The 23,987-nt window shown below is 47.1% G+C and carries 13 protein-coding genes; 5 read left to right on the top strand and 8 right to left on the bottom strand.

Features of this window, described 5'->3' with window-relative positions:
- Nucleotides 1-65 precede the first annotated feature (65 nt).
- From ACRBG0_RS18805 to ACRBG0_RS18785, 5 genes are all read right to left on the bottom strand, one after another.
- Nucleotides 66-3,320: a TAT-variant-translocated molybdopterin oxidoreductase gene (locus ACRBG0_RS18805; protein ID WP_431488402.1), complete on the bottom strand. Its 3,255-nt coding sequence runs from the start codon at nucleotides 3,318-3,320 to the stop codon at nucleotides 66-68.
- A gap of 33 nt (nucleotides 3,321-3,353) precedes the next feature.
- Nucleotides 3,354-4,766 carry a c-type cytochrome gene (locus tag ACRBG0_RS18800; protein WP_431488401.1) on the bottom strand — a complete coding sequence of 471 codons (1,413 nt, stop codon included), beginning with the start codon at nucleotides 4,764-4,766 and terminating at the stop codon, nucleotides 3,354-3,356.
- 246 nt (nucleotides 4,767-5,012) lie between these two features.
- On the bottom strand, nucleotides 5,013-5,918 hold the full coding sequence (thyA, locus tag ACRBG0_RS18795; RefSeq protein ID WP_431488400.1) for a thymidylate synthase: 906 nt from the start codon (nucleotides 5,916-5,918) through the stop codon (nucleotides 5,013-5,015).
- 195 nt (nucleotides 5,919-6,113) lie between these two features.
- A complete protein-coding gene (locus ACRBG0_RS18790; RefSeq protein WP_431488399.1) occupies nucleotides 6,114-7,244 on the bottom strand; it encodes a hypothetical protein in 1,131 nt (376 codons plus the stop codon).
- A 164-nt stretch (nucleotides 7,245-7,408) separates the two neighbouring features.
- The gene (locus tag ACRBG0_RS18785) at nucleotides 7,409-10,810 is read right to left on the bottom strand and encodes a ThuA domain-containing protein (protein ID WP_431488398.1); all 3,402 of its coding nucleotides are present in this window, start codon (nucleotides 10,808-10,810) and stop codon (nucleotides 7,409-7,411) included.
- A 210-nt stretch (nucleotides 10,811-11,020) separates the two neighbouring features.
- Between ACRBG0_RS18785 and ACRBG0_RS18780 the strand changes: the two genes are divergently transcribed.
- Nucleotides 11,021-14,320 (top strand): hypothetical protein, encoded by a 3,300-nt coding sequence (locus ACRBG0_RS18780; protein WP_431488397.1) that lies wholly within the window; start codon nucleotides 11,021-11,023, stop codon nucleotides 14,318-14,320.
- A gap of 64 nt (nucleotides 14,321-14,384) precedes the next feature.
- Nucleotides 14,385-15,968: a hypothetical protein gene (locus ACRBG0_RS18775; RefSeq protein WP_431488396.1), complete on the top strand. Its 1,584-nt coding sequence runs from the start codon at nucleotides 14,385-14,387 to the stop codon at nucleotides 15,966-15,968.
- 10 nt (nucleotides 15,969-15,978) lie between these two features.
- Here the strand turns inward: ACRBG0_RS18775 and ACRBG0_RS18770 are convergent, their stop codons facing one another.
- The 3 genes from ACRBG0_RS18770 to ACRBG0_RS18760 form a co-directional block, all read right to left on the bottom strand.
- The gene (locus ACRBG0_RS18770; protein ID WP_431488395.1) at nucleotides 15,979-17,655 is read right to left on the bottom strand and encodes a gliding motility-associated C-terminal domain-containing protein; all 1,677 of its coding nucleotides are present in this window, start codon (nucleotides 17,653-17,655) and stop codon (nucleotides 15,979-15,981) included.
- Nucleotides 17,656-17,781: 126 nt separating this feature from the next.
- Nucleotides 17,782-18,768 carry a hypothetical protein gene (locus ACRBG0_RS18765; RefSeq protein WP_431488394.1) on the bottom strand — a complete coding sequence of 329 codons (987 nt, stop codon included), beginning with the start codon at nucleotides 18,766-18,768 and terminating at the stop codon, nucleotides 17,782-17,784.
- 428 nt (nucleotides 18,769-19,196) lie between these two features.
- A complete protein-coding gene (locus tag ACRBG0_RS18760; RefSeq protein ID WP_431488393.1) occupies nucleotides 19,197-20,522 on the bottom strand; it encodes a glycosyl hydrolase in 1,326 nt (441 codons plus the stop codon).
- Nucleotides 20,523-20,746: 224 nt separating this feature from the next.
- Between ACRBG0_RS18760 and ACRBG0_RS18755 the strand changes: the two genes are divergently transcribed.
- The 3 genes from ACRBG0_RS18755 to ACRBG0_RS18745 all read left to right on the top strand — a co-directional run bounded on the left by ACRBG0_RS18755 (nucleotide 20,747) and on the right by ACRBG0_RS18745 (nucleotide 23,894).
- Nucleotides 20,747-21,916, top strand: a complete 1,170-nt coding sequence (locus tag ACRBG0_RS18755) for a 5-(carboxyamino)imidazole ribonucleotide synthase (protein WP_431488392.1) — start codon at nucleotides 20,747-20,749, stop codon at nucleotides 21,914-21,916.
- Nucleotides 21,917-22,082: 166 nt separating this feature from the next.
- Nucleotides 22,083-22,595, top strand: a complete 513-nt coding sequence (gene purE / locus ACRBG0_RS18750) for a 5-(carboxyamino)imidazole ribonucleotide mutase (RefSeq protein WP_431488391.1) — start codon at nucleotides 22,083-22,085, stop codon at nucleotides 22,593-22,595.
- 135 nt (nucleotides 22,596-22,730) lie between these two features.
- The gene (locus tag ACRBG0_RS18745; protein ID WP_431488390.1) at nucleotides 22,731-23,894 is read left to right on the top strand and encodes a WG repeat-containing protein; all 1,164 of its coding nucleotides are present in this window, start codon (nucleotides 22,731-22,733) and stop codon (nucleotides 23,892-23,894) included.
- The last annotated feature ends 93 nt before the right edge of the window (nucleotides 23,895-23,987 follow it).

Here is a 23,987-nt window from a genome sequence, read left to right as displayed (position 1 = left end):
TGAGTAACTGGATTTTCTTAAAGTTTTACTCGAGAAAATCCAGTCATGGGCTCAAAAATTTAGATTTATGCTTCTAATTCTTCTTTACTATTGTTTACGCGAGCTGCGTAGAATACACTTGGCTGAACGTTGATTTCCTCCAGTACCAAGTAATTCAGTGGGTTTTCGATGCGCTCTGCAACGTCTCCTTCCGGATTGTTACGATCACCGAAAACGATAGCTCCTGTAGGACAAGCCGTTTGGCAAGCCGTGCGTACATCATTATCAACCAGGTGGCGAGTTTCGCGCTTAGCTGATAATTTACCTTCCTGAATACGCTGCACACAGAAGCTACACTTCTCGATCACACCACGTGAACGAACGGTAACATCTGGGTTCAAGACCATCCGCGTGAGGTTATCTGCACCGTAAGGTAAATCTTCACCACTTACGGTAGGCTCATTGGCTGCGAACAAGTCAGCAGTAGTGTAATCCAACCAGTTGAAACGACGAACCTTAAACGGACAGTTGTTGGCACAGTAACGAGTACCGATACAACGGTTGTAGGTCATTTGGTTCAATCCCTCCGCGCTGTGGTTGGTTGCTGCTACCGGACAAACATTCTCACAAGGAGCGTTATCACAGTGCTGACACATCATTGGCTGATAAACAACCTTAGGGTTTTCGTAATCACCGTAGTAGTAACGGTCAATACGTAACCACGTCATTTCATGGTGACGGTGAACTTCGTGCTTTCCTACAACGGGTACGTTGTTTTCAGCAACACAAGCTACCTGACAAGCGCCACAACCAATACAAGCGTTGAGGTCAACGTGCATGGCCCAATGGTGGCCCTGGCTGTAAAGCGTTTCACTATATTCTTCGAAAGGATAAAGCGTCTGGTCGTTCAGGTGCTTAGCTTCTGCCCGACGTTCTGCGATATGCTCCTCTAAATCAGACAGTTCGTCCAATTTACCTTGATAGATAATTGAACGCTTGGTGAGGCCTCCCTGGAAACCTGCACCTAAAGTCATAACCGTCTTTTCATCCACATTTAGTGGCTCGCCGGTTGCTTCATCTTTAACAACTTCGCCATTTTCACGAGCGGTAACCCCCATCGTGTGGTGGTACTGCACACAAGCGAATTCGTCTTCTACTTCTACAACATCAGAAATCGTTGCGCTGGTAGAATAGTATTGCACGTTGCCGTCGCTATCAGTTTTCAACCATTCGAAAACGTTGGTGCCTACTTCATTACCCAAGGCACGGCCTACCATACCTGTAACGGTACGTCCGTAACCCAGTGCAAGTGCGGTAGTACCTGTTGGTTGACCGAACTGGCGTACACAGGTTGCTTTCATCTCTGTGCCGTCAACACCTAGCATTACCTGATCGGCTTTGCCTTTGAATTCCCATTCGTTAAGGCCTTTCATTGCTGACCAAGAGTTACCTCCATCCCAAGTAACAGGAATAGCGAGGTAGTTGCCCCATACACAACGCGTAATTGGGTCAGGCATCTCTTGCAACCAAGGATTGTTAGCGTATTCGCCACCACCCATGTTTACGGTCTCGTAGAAAGTAACTTCCATCTCTGAACTGGCAGGCTTACGCACTTTAGCAGCAGCAGCATTCACATCACCAGCAAAAACGACAGGAGCTTCTCCGCCGTGTGGCAAATCAATTACCCCGTCATGCAAGACAGCATCCCAGAAAGTCTGGAAGGTGAGGTAACGTGCCTGAGATTGGAAAACGGTGTTTTCCCAATTTCTCTTCAAGTACTCCAGATATGGCTGCTCTGCAGTGGTATCCAAAGCGGAGCTATTGGCCCAACGGAGTAAGCTTTCTTCTCCAGCACGCGTTCCGGCACGACCAACAGAAGCGAAGATCGGCGAGATAGTTGGCTGAATCAAAGAATATACCCCACTCTTAGGCTCGGCATCACCCCAGCTTTCAAGGTAGTGGTGGGTAGGTGCTACGTAATCACATAACACAGTAGTTTCGTTTGGCGTTCCGCTGGTACTGATTCTCAGTGGCACTTTTGCTAAAGCGGCACGGAAGGCAGCAGCGCCAGGGAAGTTGTAAGCAGGGTTAGCATCATCAAGCACAATCAGTGCGTCTACGGCACCACTCTGCATGTCTTTTACCAACTTCATCGCTGCACTGTCATCACCCTGACGGGTCATTAGCGAGCTAACGAAGTTCATGGTAGCGCCGTAATTGCTCAACATCTCGTTGATGCCGTTTACAAGCACCTGCTCTCCCATGTTGTTAGAGGCTGAAACAACAACACTCTTACCACGGGCAGCCAACAATTCTTTTGCAATGGCAACCATTTTCTTCTGCTTGTCAGCAGGAAGTTTAGGGCCATTTACAGCACTTTTTCCACTGCCTTTTGCAACTTCGTTATACAAAGCAACAATCGCAGCGCCAATTTCAGAAGGCTTCACCGGCACACGGTTATCTGCATTAGAACCAGAAAGGCTCATGTAGCTTTCTACCTGAATGTGGCGAGACATCTTAGGGTGCTTGGCATTCACCTTACGGCCTGCAGCGTACTGACGTGCAAACTCGATAGGAGAAACCCAACTCCCCAGAAAGTCACAATCGATAGCAACAATGACATCTGCTTTGTCAAAATTGTACTCAGGAATAGCCCGAGTACCAAAGCTAGCTTCATTTGCCTGCAATAAAGCAGAAGAAGAAACCGGATCATACATGACTACTTCCGTATTAGGGTAAGTAGAAGTAAAGTCTGCAATCGCTTGCTTGGTGGTAGGACTGAGGATAGTATTCGCCACGATGCGGACCCGAGAACCTGGCTCTAATCTGCCGGAAATCGTTTTGTCAAAATCTTCCCAGCTCATCGCATCAGAAAACTGACCATCCACAATGGAACGGGGAGCATCAAAGCGACTGGTATCGTACAAGCCTAAAACACTGGCCTGAGCACGAGCACTGGTACCTCCATGAGTAACAGGAGATAAAGCATTTCCTTCAATTTTGATAGGACGCCCTTCACGGGTTTTCACCAGAATAGGACAATAGTCTCCACCCTGAACGAAAGAAGAAGCGTAGTAAGTAGCGACACCCGGTACGATACTATCCGGCTTAACAACGTAAGGGATAGCCTTACGAACAGGAATGTCACACGCTGCAATAGTCGCAGCACCAATACCAAAACCGAGGTATTTCAAAAAGTCACGGCGGTTTGATTCCAGGCGGGTTTCTACTCCACCTTCCGCTGCCAACTCTGCAAATTCAGACTTTTCCGACTGGGCCAACTCCTGATTGTTATTGAGTTGTTCTGTTCCTATCCAGACGTTATTCTTATGATTCTTCATTATGCTGATTTGTCTGTCTCTTGATTGCTGTTCTTAATAATGGCATTTCTGGCACTCCAGACCACCGATGTCTTCCACGGTAACTTTGTCCCGTGTTCCGGCCTGAATTTCCTCGTGGTAATTTTCGTACGCTTGGTAGTACTCGTTACCCGCAAACTGCACTTCCGTCTGGCGGTGACAGTTGATACACCAACCCATAGATAAAGGTGACCACTGGTAAACCTTTTCCATCTCTTGTACAGGGCCGTGACAAGTCTGACACTCTACCTTACCTACCGACACGTGCTGTGCATGGTTGAAGTAAGCGTGATCAGGCAAGTTGTGAATACGTACCCAGTTAATAGGACCAGCAATTTTATCATCATCCAAATCTTCGCTGGTCAAGGCACTAACGATACCTTCCCACTGCTCTTCGATTTGGTCTTCTCCTTCATCATCCATGCCACCGGTCTCCTGCACATACTGATCAGCGATCCACTTTTTGTAGATTGTCTCGATCTCGCTGCGCTCCAATTGGTCATAGTTCTCGATATAACTATCTGATCTCGGATCATAACCTATAGAAGCATAGATTTTAGTCAACTCGGCAGTTCCATATTTAGAACCATTCTTAATGGCTCTGTGACAATTCATACAGGTATTGGCTGCAGGAATGACAGAATGCTTAGAACGGCGAGCACCATCGTGACAAAACTGACAATCAATCTCCTGAATACCCGCGTGGGTTTCATGCGAGAACTTGATAGGCTGTGTTGGTTCGTACCCTTGCTGGCGCCCCAAGGCAATGGCGTTATTTACCGTAGTATAACCACCAAGTACTACCAGTGCAAAAATCACGAAAGCGATAACACCTCGGCTCGTCAATACTTCCATCAGCGTGCGACGCTGTACTGCTGCACCTGTTTCCTTTACCTTAATCATATAGTTAAGGTTAGAAACTACCCGTGCTAGCACGACTGCCAACAAGCCGAGCAATGCTGCCAGACCGACGAACATCCAGGTATTGTCAGTTTCTACTTCAGCTACTGCTGGACCTTCATTTGGATCAACCTTCGGTCCATAAGAACCATCATAAACTCCCTGGATATAAGCCAATGTATTGGCGATATCATCATCAGAAAGATTGAGGAAAGGGTTCATTACGGTAGGGCCCCATTCTGCCCACAACTGAGTTGCGTATTCGTTTTCCCCGCCGTCGATCATCGCCTGCGAGTTACGAATCCAAGAATATAGTGCTTCATCGCCGCCATGATCGACCCAACGTTCTGCCGCTCCGCCTAGGGCAGGACCAGTAAGTTTGGTTTTCATATCGCCAGCGTGGCAAGCCGCACAATTGTTACGGAATATCGTTTTACCTGCATCGAGGTCTTGACCAAACATGCCGAGGCTGCTCAGTACGAAACCAAGAAGGAGTAAAAAGCGGTGTGTCAAAGACTTATACGTCATCGGTAGTGACCTTTATTACTTTTTCTATTCAAACACAAAAATTCCAGCTGCCTGAAATCGGGGCAAAGATAATTTTGTGACATTTCTTTAACAAACTAATTGCAAAACAACTGCTCTATTTAGATAAATTCTAAACAACAGGCCTGGTTTGGCCATTCCACAGAATTTTCGGGCAGACGACCGTTGTCATCTATAATATTTGCAAAAAGATCATTTAATTCGCTGACTAACAAGCCTCTCCTGATATCAAACCGCAATTGCAGCTTTGATGCCTGGATGAGGATCATAGTTTTTCAACTGGATATCATCATAGGAGAAGTCAAAAATATTTTTGATCTCCGGATTCAATTTCAACTCAGGTAAAGGACGAATTGCTCTGCTTAACTGCAATTTCGTCTGTTCAAGGTGATTATTATATAGGTGTGCATCTCCAAAAGTGTGGACAAAGTCCCCGACCTCCAAATCACATACCTGTGCAAACATGTGCGTCAACAAAGCATAGCTGGCGATATTAAAAGGTACCCCCAAGAAAACATCTGCTGATCGCTGGTACAGCTGGCAGGACAAACGGCCTTCTGCCACATAAAACTGAAACAAGGAATGACAAGGTGGTAAACCCGCTTTGACCATACCGGGAATATCCGGCGGGTTCCAAGCTGAGACAAGGTGTCGACGTGAATTGGGGTTGCGCTTGATCGCTGCAATAACCTCCGTTATCTGATCTACGCCACCAAAATCGCGCCACTGCTTGCCATATACCGGACCTAACTCGCCCCACGTAGCCGCGAAAGCATCATCTTCTTTCACTTTACTCACAAATTCTTTCAGTGCCGTCTTCCATTCCAAACTATGCCGACTGTATTTGTCTGCTAATCCGTTTTCTGAAAGGTAATGCTGAAAAGGCCATTCATTCCAAATATTGACACCATTACGTACGAGGTATGCAATATTGGTATCCCCCTGGAGGAACCAGAGCAATTCGTGGACAATACTTTTGAAATGAACCTTCTTGGTGGTGAGGAGAGGAAAGCCTTCGCTGAGATTGCAACGAAACTGATAACCAAAAACACTCCTAGTACCGGTACCAGTGCGATCACCTTTATCGGTACCATTCTCTAAAATATGCTGGAGTAGTTGGTGGTATGCTCTCATGAAAAACTAACAGCTGTTTTGCTGTTTTGTGCATCGGCGAAGGTAGGTATAATTTTGCTTTTCTGTGACACAAGTTTTCCACAACTAATTCAGCCGAGGTCAAATTGTGAATTCCCCCTGGCTGGTTTGGGCTTTATAAGCCCTTATATTCCCTCGTATGGTTCAAAAAAACCTTTGTCTCCTTGGCGGTTTAAATCATCCATTGAAATAACCCCGGTAAATCGACTGCACCAGGTTATCCAAGGCTTCTTCGGCCAAGTCTTCATCACTGGTGTGCTCTTCTTTAAAAGAGTTTCTTTTAAAACGATCAGGAATCGCCCGTTCATCACCGCTCAAACGGTAATATTCTATGGTAGAGGTCACCTCCTCACGGTAGCGTTCACTAAAAATATGGCAATTGGCCGTACTCCGACGCACATCCACTCTCACTTCCCAGCTACCAATTTTAGTACTGGTTACGGTCTCCACCGTTCCCGTAACATCTGCGTAAACGGGCTCTTCAAATTCATTACCAGAGGTATCGGTCTGCACTAGATAATCGATAATGAGGCGTTCCTCGAAATCCTTTTTGCTACTGGATTCGCGGGAATTTGCTTCAAATTCTCCAAAATTAATATCTATTGCACAATCGCCACCAGTGGCAATAAAGACCTCTTCTACATCAATAAACAGGCCCCCTTTCCTATTCAAATCCATGAAAGCCTGCTCTACTTTCATCCTCAAACCAATATTGAAGCCACCATTTATGGCCACCTTATAATAGATGGTTCCTGCTTGCTGAGCTTCTGATAAATAATTTTGCAAACTGTCTACTTCTTCAAAATGATCTTTCTGGTAACGAATTACTCTCCTTAAATTGAAGTATGCATTTTGTCCTACCCTTGGATTATCCTCTGCCAAACTCTGTTTTAGCTGGTTTTTTCCTAAGGCCAAATAATGATAATAAAGCTCTTCCTCCAACGCCAGAGCATCCTTCCACCATTGCGCTTGTTCCTCTAGATATACATCTGGAAGATGTGCACGGGCTTTTGTCAAATATTTGTCCATGCTGGCCACGGCATCCAGTGCTTTTTCCCATTGTGCAGGTTCCGATTCACCACTCAAGGTTGCAAATTGTTCCTGTTGGGCGGTGATCAACGCCTCAAGGGATTGCTCCAACAAGACCAGCGTTTTCTCTTCTTGGGGCTTTTGTCCCAATCGTCGATCAGCAGCATTGAAAGCCTTCTCGTACTCCCCTGCCTGGAAAAGTTCTTCAATTGATTGGCAACCGACTAATACCATTAAAACTAATATCCAGCCCAAGGAGGTCACGCGTATCTGTTCCATAATTGAAATTTTATTCTTGATACCTGCCCGTTCCGCACAGATTAGACTTGTTCTTTGCCCAAACCAGCTAGGGTAAATTCGTGAATTCACCCTAACTAGCCTTCCCCCTTATAATCCCTAATATTTCCTCATATGGTTCAAAAACATTTGGTGTTCTTGGTGATTCAATTCCCGCTCATCACTCCTACCCCGCCAAATGCAACCCTAATATTTGAATCTCCCGCTGCTAATATTTTAGACACCAGGTAAAATGGCTCATCAGTAGCTACCTTCACCTCCTTATCAAGCAGGCTTTCTAAATGGAGACGATCATTCTTCCGGCCACTCCCGTCATCCTTCCAGCTGGCGAGCACAGGCCCCTCTGGTGATCCAGACCTTAGCTCAAAACTATAATTCAAAGGCGAAGAATCGCTGACAAACAGGTCCAAGCCAACCTTCTCCACGCTCGTCAAATCAAAACCAGGTATTTTTAGCCATCCATCTTGCGGCAACAGTTCCCATACTTCTATTTCTTTCCAATCACCTTTGCGGAAACCTTCGCCCTGATCCCATTCATTAACGTTGAAGTAGTTGTCACGCAGTACTTTGGCGACGCTCGTCGTCAATGGTTTGATGCCCTCCTGTGGCACATCTGTATAGGTGGCCCACAATTGCAGCGTTGATTCCCAAGAGGTAGGGTTCCCACCAATAATAGTACCATTGGCTGGCAAGGAAGCCACCGTAGAGGCTGGGGCATCTACGGACATAATCCACTCAACGATCAGTGCTGCCTCCGAAGGAGAAATCGTAGGATGCGGCGCCATAGCCGCTTCTCCCCATACACCTCCTCCCCCTCTGATGATCTTTTCGCTCAGGTAGGCTGTTGCTGTTTGTTCGTCTCGGTAGCGATTTGCTATTTGCTGATAGCTTGGACCAATTGATTTTTCTCGTTCTTTATGACAGGAAGCACAATCCAGGCTCGCAATAATGCTCTCTCCTACCTTATCGCCCAAGCCTTGTAAGTGGCCACCGGCAATTTTGACGTCCTGGGTATATTTGGTTTGTACCATCAGGTTCTCGTTGATCACCGTATCGTCATCGGCAACAGCTACTCGGTAAGTAATCGGCTCTCCTTTAAAATAGATATCCTGATTACCTTCTACAAAAACCTCTACAGTAGGCGCTTCATTACCAGCGTAGACCAGCAGGGTTTCGCTTTTGCGCAATGCTCTCTCCGCATCTTTTACCCGGCAGCTAACCTGATAATTCCCCTCCTCTTCAAGCGTTAGTGCCAAACGGGGCTCCGTCGTTTCGTAAACCTCGTACCCTACCTGCCACTCATAACTCAATGACTGCCCCTCTGGATCAGAAACCAGCAACTCCGCCTCTAAAGCAAAAGGAAGCTTTCCTGATAATTTATTGACAAAGATGGAATCTATCTGTGGTGGGCGATTACCCGCATAGAAATCAATTCTTGAAATCCCAGCATCTGGATTTCTCGAAAACCATCCACTGCCATACTCCAACAGGTAAATTCGGCCATCTGGGCCCACTTCCATGTCTATGATATTATTAAATGTTTCTTCTGGTAGAAATGGCTCCAATTTATCAAGGCTGCCATCTTCGTGCATACTGGTTAGGAGTATCCAATTCCGAATCCAGTCGTAGATAAAGAGTTTCCCCTTGTAATAATCAGGATAGCGAGTAGCTTCTGGATACAAATCGGGATAATACACCGGCCCTGCCATCGCATTGCGCCCACCACTCCCTACGGCAGGAAACTCATCAGATTCTGCGTAAGGATACCATATAAAGGCAGGCTGCGCGGGCGGCAATTCCTGCAAACCCGTATTGTTTCGAGAATCATTGATGGGTGCTTTCGGATCATAAGCGACACCTGTGACTCCATTATGATAATTGTATTGGTGGTAAGCATAGTTATTCCCCACAAACAGGGGCCAGCCAAAGAACCCAGCCGCTTTTGCCTGGTTTACTTCATCATACCCACGCGGCCCTCTGGTCTCTGTATTGTCTATGCGGGCATCCGGGCCTACTTCCCCCCAGTAGAGATTGCCATTCTTGGCATCTACCGAAATTCGGTAAGGGTTTCGATTACCCATCACGTAAATTTCCGGACGTGTTTTCGGGGTTCCTTCCGGAAAGAGATTACCTGAGGGAATGATATAGCTACCATCGGCTTGAACCTCAATCCGCAGGATTTTGCCTCGTAGGTCATTGGTATTCCCAGAGCTTCTTCGCGCATCATAGGGCTCGTGCCCTGGGCGTTCATCCAGCGGAGCGTAGCCTTTGTTGACAAATCGCTGGCCGCTTTCATCAAAAGGGGTAGAATTATCTCCCGTAGAGAGAAATAAGTATTTGCCATCACCACTAAAAGCGATAGAACCACCTGTGTGGCAGCAAATATTGCGGTCAGAGGATACCTCCAATATCATTTTTTCAGTGGCAAAATCAAGACTATCGCCACGAAAGGTAAAGCGGGAAAGTCGATTGACCGAAACATCCGCTGGACTATAATACATAAAGACGTGCCCCGTTTCCGCAAAATCCGGCGAAGCTTGGATGCCCATGAGGCCTTCTTCTGCGTTCACACCCTCTACTTCTGCTTTGAAATAAACATCCAATTCACCTATTGGCCGCAGTTGATTTGTTTTGGCTGAATAGTGTAGGATGCCACCACGTCGCTCAACGATCAACATATCCAGGTTGGGCAGGATGGTAAATTCTGTAGGTTCGGTCAACTGGCCTTCGATGAGCATAGTACGCTCTACCCTATTGTCTTCAGGACGTCGCTGTGCCGTAATATTTCCTTGCTGATAGGGCTTGTTTTTACCAATGGCGTACTGAATACCACCCAATAAGTGCTGTAAGAAATCTTCTTCTTCATAGCTCTCATCAGTATGGCCCAGCGCCGTATACCAGGCACGGCCACCATCGTATTCATGGTACCAGGCGATGGGGTGTTCCTTACCGTTCTCGCCCCCTGAATAGGTTGTTTCGTCCAGGTTCAGTAAGACGTTTATTTTTGGATACAGGTTTTTGAAATTGTACCACTCGTCTGTCCGCACCCAATCTTCCGGCAGGTGACGAGTAGAGGCATGCGTACTGTCCACACATGTGATATGAGCCTCTTGTATTTTTGGATGGCTGGCAAACTGAGCGCCCACCAAGCGGTTGAACCACCCCCAATGGTACTCGGTATCCGTAGCAGCATGAATGCCCACGAACCCGCGGCCAGCCTGGATATATCGTTGAAAGTCGGCCTCCTGGTTGTCATCCAGTACATCACCTGTCGTGCTTAGAAAAATAACTGCTGCATATTGCTGCAAGTTCTCTTCGTTGATCAGCGCTGCATCTTCGGTGGTATCCACCAGAAAACCGTTTTGTTCGCCAAGTTGACGAATAGCCTCTTGGCCTTTGGGAATAGAGGCGTGGCGATAACCCGCCGTTTTGGAAAAAATCAACACGCGTGGTGGTTCACTCGGAGCATCGCAGGAATAAAAAAACAACACAGCTAAAAACAAGATGAAACTGCTTCCTTTTAGGAGCGATGGAAAGACCCTTTTCATGAAGATGGCGATTGATGATGTAGGATTGTGTGGCCTAAATTTAAGGTAAGTTTTTGGGATTGTAATTATTGTACAGAATGGTTTTCATTACGATCCGTAATACAATTGAACATTTTTAGTTAAATTTTAGAATTCCTTTCGCAAATTGATTTTAAGATTGCATCTTTAAAAACGTTTAATACAATTTTCTCTCTACTAAAATCTTAGCGCATGAAATCTCTCCTCCTCAACACAAAAGTTGCCCCCCTCTTATTTTACCTATTCTTTATACTAGCATTCACCCTCCAAGCCCAACAAGAGTTTGTCTGCGGCAATGAACTTGATCCTCAAACTACCCCACAAGGGTTTTCTCCAACGGAGGATTGTTTCACATCTGTAGCTCCTGCAATTATCGAACAATACAAACCTGACCTGAACACCCCCGTTAAGCAAATCAGAGTGAAGCTTTGGGTAATGGAAAAAGCTTTGAATGATCCACAAAATTTCTCTGACACACCGCAAGACAGAGCTTATTTTCAAGGGTTGATTGACATTGTGAATAATTTACTGACAGACATCAGACCACCTCTACTAGGTTCCCCTGTATCCGTGGGGTATCCAGGCGATCCATCTGGACTTTCTCACATTGCTGATTCCCGTATTCAGTTAGCTTATGACCCTGCAACAGATATTGAATTCGTGATTGATTCAGATGGATGGAATAACGGAGGATTTTACAATAGCCCCTACCTTAGTGACACTTATGTTGACAACAAGGACTGTGTTTTTGATATCTTTTTCATCAAAAACTTCACCGTAAGCGGTTTTGGGCCAAGCCATTACAATATTCATTATGGTTTTTGGAATGACGTTCAAGCCCTAGGCCCTAATCAACCCATTACTGATATACAATATCGTCATGCATACAACCTTTTACATGAATTAGGTCATACCTTAAATTTAGGACACTCATGGATTGAGTCTGAATTTATTCGGTTTCCAGATCTACAATGTCCTCACTGTGCTAATGGCAATTCAGCCTGCGCAGCTTCTTGTCCAACACCTTGGTGTAGACCTGATCAAGACGCCAATTGCTATAATAATGTAATGAGTTATGCTAAAGAAGCAAAGCGTAATTTCACGCCCTTGCAAATTGCCAGAATGCACCAAATGCTCCTTCGAGGCAGTCACACCCAATACCTGGTTCACGAACTTGACCACAATCAGGACATTATAATAAATGGCCAGCAAACCTGGGATATTGCACGACTGGTAGAGGGGGATATTACCATTCCCTCTGGGGCAGAACTCACTATTTCATGCAAGGTACTCATGGCTCCCAATAGTAGCATATTTGTCAAAAAAGGAGGTCGATTAAATATTGACAATGGCCATATTACCGTTACGTCCCCTTCATGCGGAAGATACTGGGAAGGTATTATTGTAGAAGGTAATCCTGCTGCTTCCCAAAGCGGAACCCAGCAGGGATGGCTCGTTCTTGAAAACGATGCGCTGGTAGAATATGCACGAACGGGTGCCTCTATTCAAGGTGGAGGAGTTATCCGCATGACAGACAGTGAAATCAAGGATTGCCGATACGGGGTTGCCTTTTTCCCTTACCAACACCCTATCCCTATATTGCACTGGATTAATAGTAGCACTTTTGAGAACAGTACTTTCTCTATAACAAATGACCATAATGATGGTGTAGAAACATTTAACTCTTTAAATGGAGTGTCAGGTATAGAATATATCAATTGCCAGTTTCTGGATCAAAGAACACCTACTACTACTTTTCCTAGTCACTTTGGTTATTTCCAAAGTAGAGGCATTCAAAGTTTTAACAGCCATTTTGAAGTTACTGGCAATCAAACCCTGTTTAGCAATTTATGGCTAGGGGTGGAAGCTGGAAACAGTAGCTCTATCAGAAACTTTGTTGTTGAAGAAGCCACTTTCACGAATTGCTTCGGTGGCATTGTCAATCGGGCCGTCAATTTTGCTGTTATGCGGGGGAATACCTTTGAGATCGGAGGATACGAGACAACCCCCGTATTTTATAACAATACCCCTCCTGGAACCACCGCCTGGAATGGGTTTGGCATTAGTATGCAGAGTGCTACTGATTTCAAACTCTCAAAAAACAACTTTAAAGCATTGCCACTTAACCAGCAGGGTGATATGCCCACGACGCTCGGTGTTTTTGTCAATGACCTTGGTGCAGGAGACCATCGGATTCAAAATAATGTTTTTGAAAACCTAACCTATAGTAATTACGCGCTCGGTGCCAATACATACACCAATTTCAGCCCCACAGCCCCTGGTGGATTACAATACCTTTGCAATACAAATTCAGGAAGCTTAGTCGCAGATTTTTACGATTTTTACGTGGCCGACCAAAGTCGAATAGCAATTTCCCAAGGCTACTCCTCTAGGCCTGCCGGCAACACTTTCCGAACATCAGGACAAACCTCTGGCTATAGTTTCCGAAACGCCCCACCTGCTATTCGATATTATTCTTACCAATCAAATTCATCTGAATATCCTGTTAGTGTAGTTAATGTTAACAGGTTTACCACACAGTTTTTGAATTCCTGCGAATTAGATGACGATGGTTTCACTTCCGAAACAGATAAGGAAACCTATGCCAATAATTTCGAAAATAGTCGAGGCCAATTTTTACAATTTTTAGGAGGAGGAGGCACTTTTAATCCTTCCTCTACTCAACAGGGTGACGCCATTACCCAAGCCTATGGCGATTTTCAGTCTCAAGGCCAACGTCTGGTAAGAGCAGCGATGCGCACCGGCGAAAATGTATCCGAAACAGAGGTGATTAGCTATTTCAATGACTTAGGGGGAAGAACGGCAAACTACGGCGTGGCCGACTGGCACTTTGAGAACGATAACTTCACTACTGCCCAAGCTATTATCAATGGTTACACTCCCGACTTATCGGACACTCATCTGCAAAATGAATACGCAGGAATCCTGAGTATCAAACAAATTCAAACAGCTGCCGCCTCGCTGGGTAGAGATTGGAACAATCTGCTTCCTAATGAGGTCATAAACATCGCATTACTGGCTGACAATGGCAAAGGTATTCCCAGAACACAATCAAGACAAGTCCTCAATCAGTTTTATGGCTATCATTACTTGCATCTACCTCCTTTTGCAGGGGCCAGCACGCAAGCTTTAATCCAAGATGATGACGATTTTTGGCAGGTTAATCCAGCAATGGACATCGCTGTTAAAACGACTACAATTGAAGGCCTAGAATCAAAAACCTCTTTAAACATTAGCCCAAACCCCGCCAGTGGGCGCGTTCAATTTGATATTGAATGGACTGACAAAGCGGTTACTTACGTCGATTTACTCGTAGTAGACTTGAATGGAAGAGAGATTTATAATAAACGACTAGTGCCCGGACAAAGTACGACACAATGGTATCCTGACAACCTGGAAGGTGTCTACTACGTTTATCTTCGCGCACCAGGTTTACTGAAACATCCCCAAAAGCTACTGCTTTTCCGCTAAACAATCAACCGCATACTCCTTCGCCATCCCTAAGGAGTATGCGGCTTTTAATAAAAAACTATCCATGCGATCCTTATTAATCCTGGTTATACTTACCGTTTTCACCAACCCCGCCCACACCCAATCCACCTTTTCCAAGCGCTACGATTTTGGCTTAAACTCCGTAGTTATAACGGGCATTGAACAAGTGAGTGATTCTACTTACCTACTGACCGGGGTAGTTACAGACACTATTGCACCTTACCTGGGAGCCACTGTTTCTGTACTCATTGATGAGGCCGGTAATGAACTGACACATAATATCGTTCGTAACCCGCTCCGTCACGTTGAAGCATGGGCTAAAGAAACACGTATTGATGACCGCATGTATAAGCTTGGCTATAACGTAGAACCCGGAGTTTCTGTTCGTGCACTCCTAATCAGCTATGCAGTAGACGGGGAACCTTTGTGGCAAATAGAACAACCAGACTTTCGTGATACCGCTGATTTCTTCAGGTATAATGATTTAATCAGCATCAATAATAAGCTATACATAGTCGGAAACAATTCTTACATCGGAGAAGGTGACAACTGGTGGGGTGCTGTTTTAGCCATTTATGACACAGAAGGCCAGCTAGTGGGGGGCTACGTTTATGAGGACCCTCTTTTGCGAACGGGGGCACTAACCATCAAACAACAAGACAGCAACACCTTGTTAATGGGTGGTATGGTAGACAACTACAACCGTACCTGGAACAACTACATAGTACGGAGCAAACTCTGGGCGGTAGATACCTTGGGCAATTTGCTCTGGACTTGGCAATCAGATGAAAACGAACTGCAACAGGGCATTCAGGACATGACCTTGGCGCCCGACGGCGGGCTGGTGATCGCCACCGCCATCGGCGAAGAGTTTCCGATCAACGATGAAGATGGCATCATTTACTGGGATCACTGCATCCTGAAACTCAATGTCAACCAGGAGGAAGAATGGCGCACCTTGATTGGTAGTCAGGTGCCCTATGCTAACAACTATTATCATCGCATCATCGGGCTAGCAGACAACAGCGGCTACGTAGCTGCTGGCTTTGGTTTGCAGTACTACCCCGATGCCGACCCTCTAACTGGCAATGTCTGGGACTACGGAGGGCTGGTCTCCAAGGTAGCCGCCAATGGCGATAGCCTCTGGGCACGCATCATCATTGATCCTACGGTAGACAGTCTTTCAGAGTACCACGATTGCTGGGACTTACTAGAAACCTCGGATGGTGGCTTTTTTGTGGTTGGCGAAGCTTATACCCCCCACCCTACTTTAGCCAGTCAACAAGGCTGGCTGCTCAAGCTCGATGAATGGGGCTGCCTGGTGCCCGGCTGCGAACTGGTAAGCGCCGTCACGGAGCCAGATGGGCCTCGGTTCAAGCTCCTGCTCTATCCCAATCCGGTACGCGACCAACTCTCCGTTTATCTGGGGCCAGGTGAGTTGCCCGCTGGTAGTATCTGGACGATCTACAACACCGCAGGTCAGTTGCTCGATCAGCACCCTGCTCGGATGGCCGATGCTACTTACCTCTTGCCCGTGGTCGGCTGGCAAGCGGGTAATTATTGGTTACAGTTGCGCGGCCCCGCTGGTGAGCTGCTGGCGAAGGAGCAGTTTGTGGTGGTGAGGTGATTTTTCTGCCTCAATACAACACCAGCACATCGCCATTTTGCTGCTGCGTACTACCGTCTACCACTTGCAAAGTCATGGTATAAACATAAATGCCCGCCGGGGCTACTTTCCCCGCAATGGTACCATCCCAAAGGCCGGGTGATGAATTAAGTGGCTGATCATAAGCCTCGTAAACCAAACCGCCCCAGCGATCGAAGATGCGAATCTCTCGAATACCGGAATAACAGGGCTTGGTAAATACCTGAAAGCGATCGTTTACCCCGTCCCGGTTGGGACTAAAAACGTTGGGAACGAAAACGTTTATACACGGCAACACCTCTACTTCAAACAGAATGCTATCGGTACAGCCTGAGGGCTGATCGATCCCTGTAAGCGTATAGGTGCCACTTTGCAGGGGTTGAAAGATGGGGTTGGGGCAATCACTACAAGAAAAAGCTGCTGGTGGCGACCAGGAAAACCCAGGATCAGTACTCAAACTGCTCGTTGCTTGCAGCGGTATGGTTTCTCCCAACTCCAGTGTCAGGTCGCTCACATTGAGTTGCACCTCGATACCTGCGGTTTCGATATTGGTGATGACCACACTATCACAGCCCGCTGTAGTCAAAAGGCTATCTACGTACATACCAGCCTCGGTATAAATGCTTGGCCCTACTAAGAGGCTATCACCAAAACACAAAAAGACATCATTGACAATGGTTTGTGGCTCCTGACTGACAATACGGTAAGGCTGCACCGTCGGACAAGGCCCTGTCATATCAATGGTATCAACAAAATTGATGCTATTGAAATACACTTGTCCATCTATCGTCACGCTATCTCCTGCACAAAAGATAAAATTGATGGTTGGTAAGACAGGATTTTCGCCCGTAAGGGTAGTAATGACGGTACTATCATTGCAAGAGTTAAACAAAGGAATCTGATCTTCGTAGGTACCCGCAGCGTTGTAGGTATTCCCTCCTACTGTAATATTACCGCCAGGAAGGTCACACAAATCAAATACCTGCTCCGTCAAAGGATTACAAAGGCGTAGACTAAAATCGTCGATCACCAGATCATTGCCACAACCGCCGGGAGCATTGTTGGTTACCACAATCTGAACACTTGTCTGCATCTGCCCGGTAAGAAAGGTGATCCCGTATTCGTTCCATTCCAGCGACGCACTCACCGGAATACTCCCCGTCGTTACGGTTTCCAATGTTGCTCCTGTACCTGGATCAACAAGGGTAAAACGAAGATCTGGTTCGCGGCTACCGCCACCACAAGCAGAGGGCACTACAATATTGGCAACGAAGCAGCTAAAAACATAAGTCGTATTGGGGCACAGTTCATCAAGCGTCGTCTGAAAAAAAACGCCTGCGTCAGCCGAAGCATCAAAGAGCAGCATGTACCCATCCGTATCATCGGGCGTATGATCGGGGGCGCTGTGCCAAAGGGTACCATTTTGTCCACTGTCATTGGTGACATAATAACGACCGCCAGCACCTAAGCCAAAGGTGTAAGTCGTTGATCCAGCAGGGAGTTCCGGGCCAGGATTAGGCCCACTACCAAAATCTTCAGAAAAGATGATCGCGCCAAAACTACCATCACAAACTTGGGCATGACCAACAATTGGGGCAAGTATACCAATCAGAAAAAGGAAGATTGGACCACTGAATTCCAAAAGAAAAAAAGAACTAACTGAGCGCATAAAAAGAGGATTAAGAGCGCAAAAATAACGCTCCTTATCAGTCGCTTAACATTTTCACTTTCGATTGACCACAAAAATTGTCAGAGAAGGGTTTCTTTTAACAGAAATTACTGAAGTAAGTCCAACTCACGACCCCACCCTAACAACCTGCTCTTTTTCAAGCAATTGCATCAAATCTTCTTCCGTAAAATAGTGATAATCAACACTCAAGTAGCGCGCTATTTCCGAATCCCCCCTTTGCATAGAATAATCCTCTCGAGTGACCAACCCAGCAGCATCGTAAGATCGAGTGACCACCATATTTTTGCCGCCATACTCCTTCCATCGCCGTTCAACAATACGGTTTTGATCATCATAAACGAGCACCATATTTTCATTCACCTGCCTTTGGTTCAGGTATGTAATTCGCAAATCCGTCGGCCATTCGTAACGATCATAACTTATTCTGACCTTGGCCTTTGTAGCAACTCCTTGACTTTGCACGCGAATAATATCATACAAGTTACTGGGCGTACCTATCTGCACCTTGGTGAAGCGCCAGTCCTGCTCACTTTCCATTAAATATTCCAGAGAATGATTGTAGACATACTGCATCCACTTATCGCTTACAGGGGCATCCAAGCTGCCATCAGGCGCTATATCTATCACACCGTTTGCCGATTTTGTGTTAGCATCTAATCCTGTAACCTCCAAATGAGAAAGGACATTTTCTTCAAATTGCAAATTATCCAGATAACGGATCGCTAAGCCCCACATGTTTTCAGAAGGAACGGAATACGTATTGTCTTCCCCCACAGAGTGTACCCTTTCCGTATCGCCCGCCCCCATAATGATGATCGCGTCTGCCCCCATCTCCTCTGCCTTTGTTTTCAACCTATCAAGCAGCGACTTCAAGTTGGTATTGTAGCTGGTGCGCGCCTCCTTGAGCATCCCCAGGCGCAAATAATCTTTTTCGGGCATGCTTTCGCCAGCGAAAAACAATTCCAATTCTTTGTCTTGTTTAGCCAGCGGCACTTCCGTCAGTTGTCCCTCAAGTTGGTTCTCGTAAGGGCGATAAACATAGCAGGAAGTGCAGGCAAGCGTTAGTAATAAGAGTAGAGCAACGTTGCGCATAATATTCATTTTGAGAGTTATAAATCAATTAAACTCCCCTAAAATCGACAATTAAATTGTACCAAAAGCTATTACAGCCAGCTATTTAACAGCACTTTAACGCTTTGCGAAATATATTTTGAAAGAGATGAAATTTTAACGTTTTTTGGGGCCATGCCGGCAGTGGTGTTGCTCCGCAAACACCGCTGCGGCACCAGGCTATCCGGTCGCTATCGCTTCCTACTATCCTTTGGCCTGCTCGTCCCTGCGCAGAGCTACAGGCTACGCCTTTCGCACTGATACCAATGGTAATCTTTGACTTCCCTCTTCCGGTTTTGTAGTGCGGAATGCGCTAAATACTTCCGATTTCGGTGCGGGGTGCGACTTTTCGTGCGGGGTGCAAGAATAACCAACGTTTACACCCTTATACTTTTCCAACCTTTACACCTCTACACCGTCTCAAAGTAAGTATACAACCCTCTCACCTCCTCCTCCATTTCAGGAGAAATCCCTGCTAGCGGAAACTCTAAAGAATGGGGCTCATTGCGCCAAAAGATGGTAAACTGAGGAGCGTAATTTGCAAATTTTGAAAATCGCTTAAAGAAAGGTTCATTCAAAGTCCCACCTCCACGGGTCGGCTGCCCCATTGTAGCGGAGGGTTCATCGTCCTTTAATAATTCGTGGTAGCGGAGGCCCAACTCCGTGAAACCGACGGGCTTGTCAGGGAAGGCTCGCCGCAGGGAGGCAATCACTTCCAAGCCTTTCATCAAAACCTCGCGGCGATGGCTCAATAGTGCCTCCTTTTTGGCGCTCAGGTTATTGGAATAGCAGTCGATACCAAGTATTTCTACCTCATCAGGATGGATTCCTCTGGCATAAAGGCTCACTAAATCAGCGTCTTCCTTGAACCAGCTGCCAGCAATATTGGGCGACCAGGCGTAGACCAGGTTGTAAACGCCGCAGGTTTCTTCCAGATAGGTGCGCGTATTTTTCCATAATTTCCAAAACAACTCAGCTGCTTCGGCAGGCGTATCCGAAAAGCAATCAATGGCCCACCAAAACCAGTGACCATTCGCTTCGTGATAGGGCCGAAAAACAGCTGTAATTCCTTCCTCCGCTAAGGCATTGGAAAAATCGGCAATGCGTTGCAACTTGGCTTGCATGGTGTGCAAAACCTCCTGTTGCTCATCCGTGAGGCTGGCCGGCCACGCTGCCGGGGGTAAATGGATGTGCTTTGCTAAAGCTTCCAGCAGCTCGCGTTCTCCTTCGGCTTTGGTAGCTGCAAAGGGATCAACACCCGGCATTTCGTAGATGCTCTTGTCGCCATGCAGCGGATGAAAGGCATGCCAGACCAATACAGGCACCGCTCCCTCTTGGTGATAGGCCACCAGATGTTCGATTAACACTTCCACCGCTTGCTGGCGATGTAAAAAACTGTGCTGCCGATCCTCTGAGGCTCGCGCTCTAGTCTCAGGAAGCCCCTCAACCACGTGTGCTAAATCATACTGCACCAAGCGAGGCAAATGGATTTTACCACTTGCTTGGGCTATCCCCAAAGCCACCTGCTCCGCAGCGTATTCTGCCTTAGTAAAGATCAAATCGGATGTACTTTCCTGTTCAGCTTCCTCGCTGGTGGGGTCTTTTTCGTGCAAGCGTACCCCTGCTCGGCCACAGAGCGTAGGTTCCGTAAAACCGAGCCAACTGGCTCCGGGTTGCTGCATTCTGGCTAAAAGATCTTGGCGGCGAGCTTGCCAAATAGCGGGAGATTGTTTCATTGGTGTAAAATACAGTCTTATGTGGACAAAAATCACCTTTGGGTTTGTAAATTTGCGGCTCTTCTATGATTTGGGAAACCTACTGGCCTAGCGATGTGCAGTAGTGGCCCGCAGGGGCAGACCCAGCTTTGCTGGGGCCGAGCGAATAGAGAGCTACGGAGCGTAGCGCCCGCAGGGAGGCCCCTGATTATACTAAGTATTGCGCAAAAAGCTAACATTTAGACATGACTGATTCTATTGCTAAAGTTTTTAATGGTGAAACCAAATTGGGTATCCTCGGAGGTGGGCAACTCGGTAAAATGATGGCGCTGCCTGCGGCCAACTGGCACCTGCCCTACTGGATACTCGATAAGGATGAGTCGGTGCCAGCAGCCCCGTACGCCACGAAGTTTGTGGCCGGTGATTTTCGCAAAGAAGAAGATGTCCTGCGCTTTGGTCGTCAGGTGGATGTGCTCACCATTGAGATCGAGCATGTGCATACGGGGGCTTTGCATCAGTTGGTAAAGGAAGGTGTGATTGTGCATCCTGCGCCCAGTGTGCTGGACATTATCAAAGACAAGGGCGCGCAAAAGCTGTTTTACGAGGAGCATCAACTGCCTAGCTCGCCATTTATGCTGCTGGAAGATGAGGGTGCGATTCGAGCAGCCGTAAAGGAAGGAAAAATCCAACTTCCCTTTGTACAAAAAAGCAGAACGGGCGGTTATGATGGTCGTGGCGTAACGGTGATCAAAACAGCCGATGACCTGGCCAATAACTTGCTCCCCGGCCCAGCCTTGATTGAAGAACTTGTGGATATAGATAAAGAATTGGGGGTGGTAGTGGCCCGGAATGCCGACGGAGAAATGAAGTCGTTTCCGGTAGTAGAAATGGCCTTTGACCCGGTTGCAAATTTGGTTGACTACTTATTGGCCCCTGCTCAAATTACTCAGGCACTGGAGCAAAAAGCCATTGCATTGGCAGAGCAGACGGCAGCAGCCTATGGGCTAAGTGGTCTGCTGGCCGTAGAACTATTTCTCACCAAAAGCGGCGAACTGCTGATTAACGAAGTAGCACCACGGCCTCATAACAGTGGTCACCATACGATAGAGAGCTGCCTGACCAGCCAGTTTGAGCAACATTTGCGGGGCGTATTGAACTTGCCACTGGGGGATACCCGACTGTTGCAAACTGCCGTAATGCTCAATATTCTTGGCGAGCCTGGTGCTAGTGGCCCGGTCAACTATCGTGGTATGGGCGAAGTGCTGGGTATACCGGATGTGTTTGTGCATTTATATGGCAAAAAAGAAACCAGGCCCTTCCGCAAGATGGGCCACGTGACCATTATGGCCGCCAATCCGCAGGAAGCATTGCAGAAAGCGGAGAAAGTGAAGGCCGTATTGCGATGTGGGGTATAGAGAGATTCGGGGCGATTGCATCGCCCTTTGAAGTAGAGGATAGAGTGTCAAATATTGAGGAAAAAATAGGTTCCGCGGGCTTTAGTCCGCATGTCCAGGGTAGTGAAAACGCATGCGGACTGAAGTCCGCGAAACCTGTTACAACATAAACAAAAAACGATCCACAATGATCAGCATAATAATGGGTTCAGATTCGGATTTACCGATCATGCGGCAAGCTGCCGACGTACTGGAAGAGCTGGGGCTCGCCTTTGAATTGACCATCGTTTCGGCTCACCGGACACCCGAGCGGATGTTTGAGTTTGCACAAGGTGCGCATGAGCGCGGCATTCAGGTGATTATTGCCGGGGCTGGCGGTGCCGCGCATTTGCCAGGCATGGTGGCCTCTTTATCGCCGCTACCCGTGATTGGGGTGCCAATCAAATCATCCAACTCTATTGATGGGTGGGATTCTATGCTTTCGATATTACAGATGCCAAATGGCGTACCAGTAGCAACGGTGGCCGTAAATGCTGCTAAAAATGCAGGAATTTTGGCAGCTCAGATTTTGGGCGCACAGGACACCGTCATCCGTCAGCGTTTGATTGACTACAAGAAGTCGATGGCTGCGGGCGTGGCGGTAAAATATGACCAGTTGGAGGCAAAAGGCTACAAGGCTTATCTTGAAGAGAAAAAGTAGCGCGTGTTCCGAATAGGGTGCCTCACGTAGAGGCGCAGAGACGCAGAGATTTTTCACAACGACCCATCGAGTAGTTACACTTCGACGAAGTGTAATCAGAAATCGTTGAGTCGGCTCTCTAAAAAATAGTTTCTTATGTGGCGTTCAATACTCTTTCTGCCGCTTATTGTCATAATGGCGAGTGCCTGCCAGGCCGATCCGGCACCTAGCGAAGGAGAGGTGGCTCCCCTACCCGACCCTGCTGCCGACTACGAGGACAATCCTTACACCTGGGGCTTTGCTGATCGTGATGGAGAGCTGGTTATTCGCAACAGTTTTGACGAGGTTCGTGCGTTTTCAGCGGGACTGGCTTTGGTGCGCAAGGATGGCCGCTGGCACTACATCAATAAGTCGGGGCAATACGCTATAGACAAAAGTTTTAGAGCAGCGTGGCCTTTCTCGAATGGGCGGGCACGCGCACAAGCCGATGGCGGTAAATTTGGCTACATCAACACACAAGGTGAATGGGCTATACCTCCTGACTATGAAGAACTTAAGGAATTCACAGATCAACGTGCGGCTTTTCGCCAGGGCAATCAATACGGCTACCTCAATCCAGAAGGGGGCATTGTGATTGAGCCTCAGTTTACCAAAGCAGGCCCCTTTGCTAGTGGGCAGGCGGTCGTCCAAAAGGATGGTAATTATGGCATTATTGACCAGCAGGGGAAAGTCGTAATTGGTTTTCAATATGAACAAGTAAAACCATTTGCGGAAGGCTTGGCCCGAGCCCGAAAAGAGGGCCGCTACGGCTATCTTTCTCCAAAAGGTAAATGGATCATTCCAGCACGTTTTCGCCAAGCTGGCGATTTCAACGAAGGCTTGGCCGCTGTAGCCGAAGAAGAACGCTGGGGTTTGATCAACAAAAAAGGAGAATGGAAAGTAACACCACAATACGAACAGCTTTTCTACGCTGGTGAAGGCCGCTGGGTGGCCGCCAACACTACTCGGTATCAACTGCTGGACCAAGAAGGAAATGAACTCTTACAAAGACCACTGGACGAAATCCACTCCTTTAGCCAAGGACTCGCCGCTTATCGCGACCTTGAGCTTTGGGGGTACCTCCGCCCTGATGGGAGTATCCTCACCTCGCCTCATTACTACCTCGCATGGGCTTTTACCGATGGGCTCGCCCGCATAGCAACTGATCGGGGGCTTTCTTACATTGATACCAGCGGATTTCTGCTGTTTAGCCCTAAGTCCTATTACTTAGAGATACGGGATTATAGCGAAGGGCTGGCTCCGGTGCAGGTGTATGAGTAAAGGGTTGTTCAACCTCACCGTTTTCCTATGCGACAACTTTTAGCTTGAATTCAAGACCCACCCCAACCCCTCAGGGCTAACGCATCTCGAAAT

Origin of the sequence: Lewinella sp., assembly GCF_050633125.1 — a bacterium.
Lineage (GTDB): Bacteria > Bacteroidota > Bacteroidia > Chitinophagales > Saprospiraceae > Lewinella.
The sequence above is the reverse complement of the archived record's forward strand: the minus strand, read 5'-3'. Positions and strand labels throughout refer to the sequence as shown.

Coding starts and splice junctions, on each gene's coding strand:
- ACRBG0_RS18805 (WP_431488402.1), bottom strand. CDS start 3,320: ATGAAGAATCATAAGAATAACGTCTGGATAGGAACAGAACAACTCAAT.
- ACRBG0_RS18800 (WP_431488401.1), bottom strand. CDS start 4,766: ATGACGTATAAGTCTTTGACACACCGCTTTTTACTCCTTCTTGGTTTC.
- thyA (WP_431488400.1), bottom strand. CDS start 5,918: ATGAGAGCATACCACCAACTACTCCAGCATATTTTAGAGAATGGTACC.
- ACRBG0_RS18790 (WP_431488399.1), bottom strand. CDS start 7,244: ATGGAACAGATACGCGTGACCTCCTTGGGCTGGATATTAGTTTTAATG.
- ACRBG0_RS18785 (WP_431488398.1), bottom strand. CDS start 10,810: ATGAAAAGGGTCTTTCCATCGCTCCTAAAAGGAAGCAGTTTCATCTTG.
- ACRBG0_RS18780 (WP_431488397.1), top strand. CDS start 11,021: ATGAAATCTCTCCTCCTCAACACAAAAGTTGCCCCCCTCTTATTTTAC.
- ACRBG0_RS18775 (WP_431488396.1), top strand. CDS start 14,385: ATGCGATCCTTATTAATCCTGGTTATACTTACCGTTTTCACCAACCCC.
- ACRBG0_RS18770 (WP_431488395.1), bottom strand. CDS start 17,655: ATGCGCTCAGTTAGTTCTTTTTTTCTTTTGGAATTCAGTGGTCCAATC.
- ACRBG0_RS18765 (WP_431488394.1), bottom strand. CDS start 18,768: ATGCGCAACGTTGCTCTACTCTTATTACTAACGCTTGCCTGCACTTCC.
- ACRBG0_RS18760 (WP_431488393.1), bottom strand. CDS start 20,522: ATGAAACAATCTCCCGCTATTTGGCAAGCTCGCCGCCAAGATCTTTTA.
- ACRBG0_RS18755 (WP_431488392.1), top strand. CDS start 20,747: ATGACTGATTCTATTGCTAAAGTTTTTAATGGTGAAACCAAATTGGGT.
- purE (WP_431488391.1), top strand. CDS start 22,083: ATGATCAGCATAATAATGGGTTCAGATTCGGATTTACCGATCATGCGG.
- ACRBG0_RS18745 (WP_431488390.1), top strand. CDS start 22,731: ATGTGGCGTTCAATACTCTTTCTGCCGCTTATTGTCATAATGGCGAGT.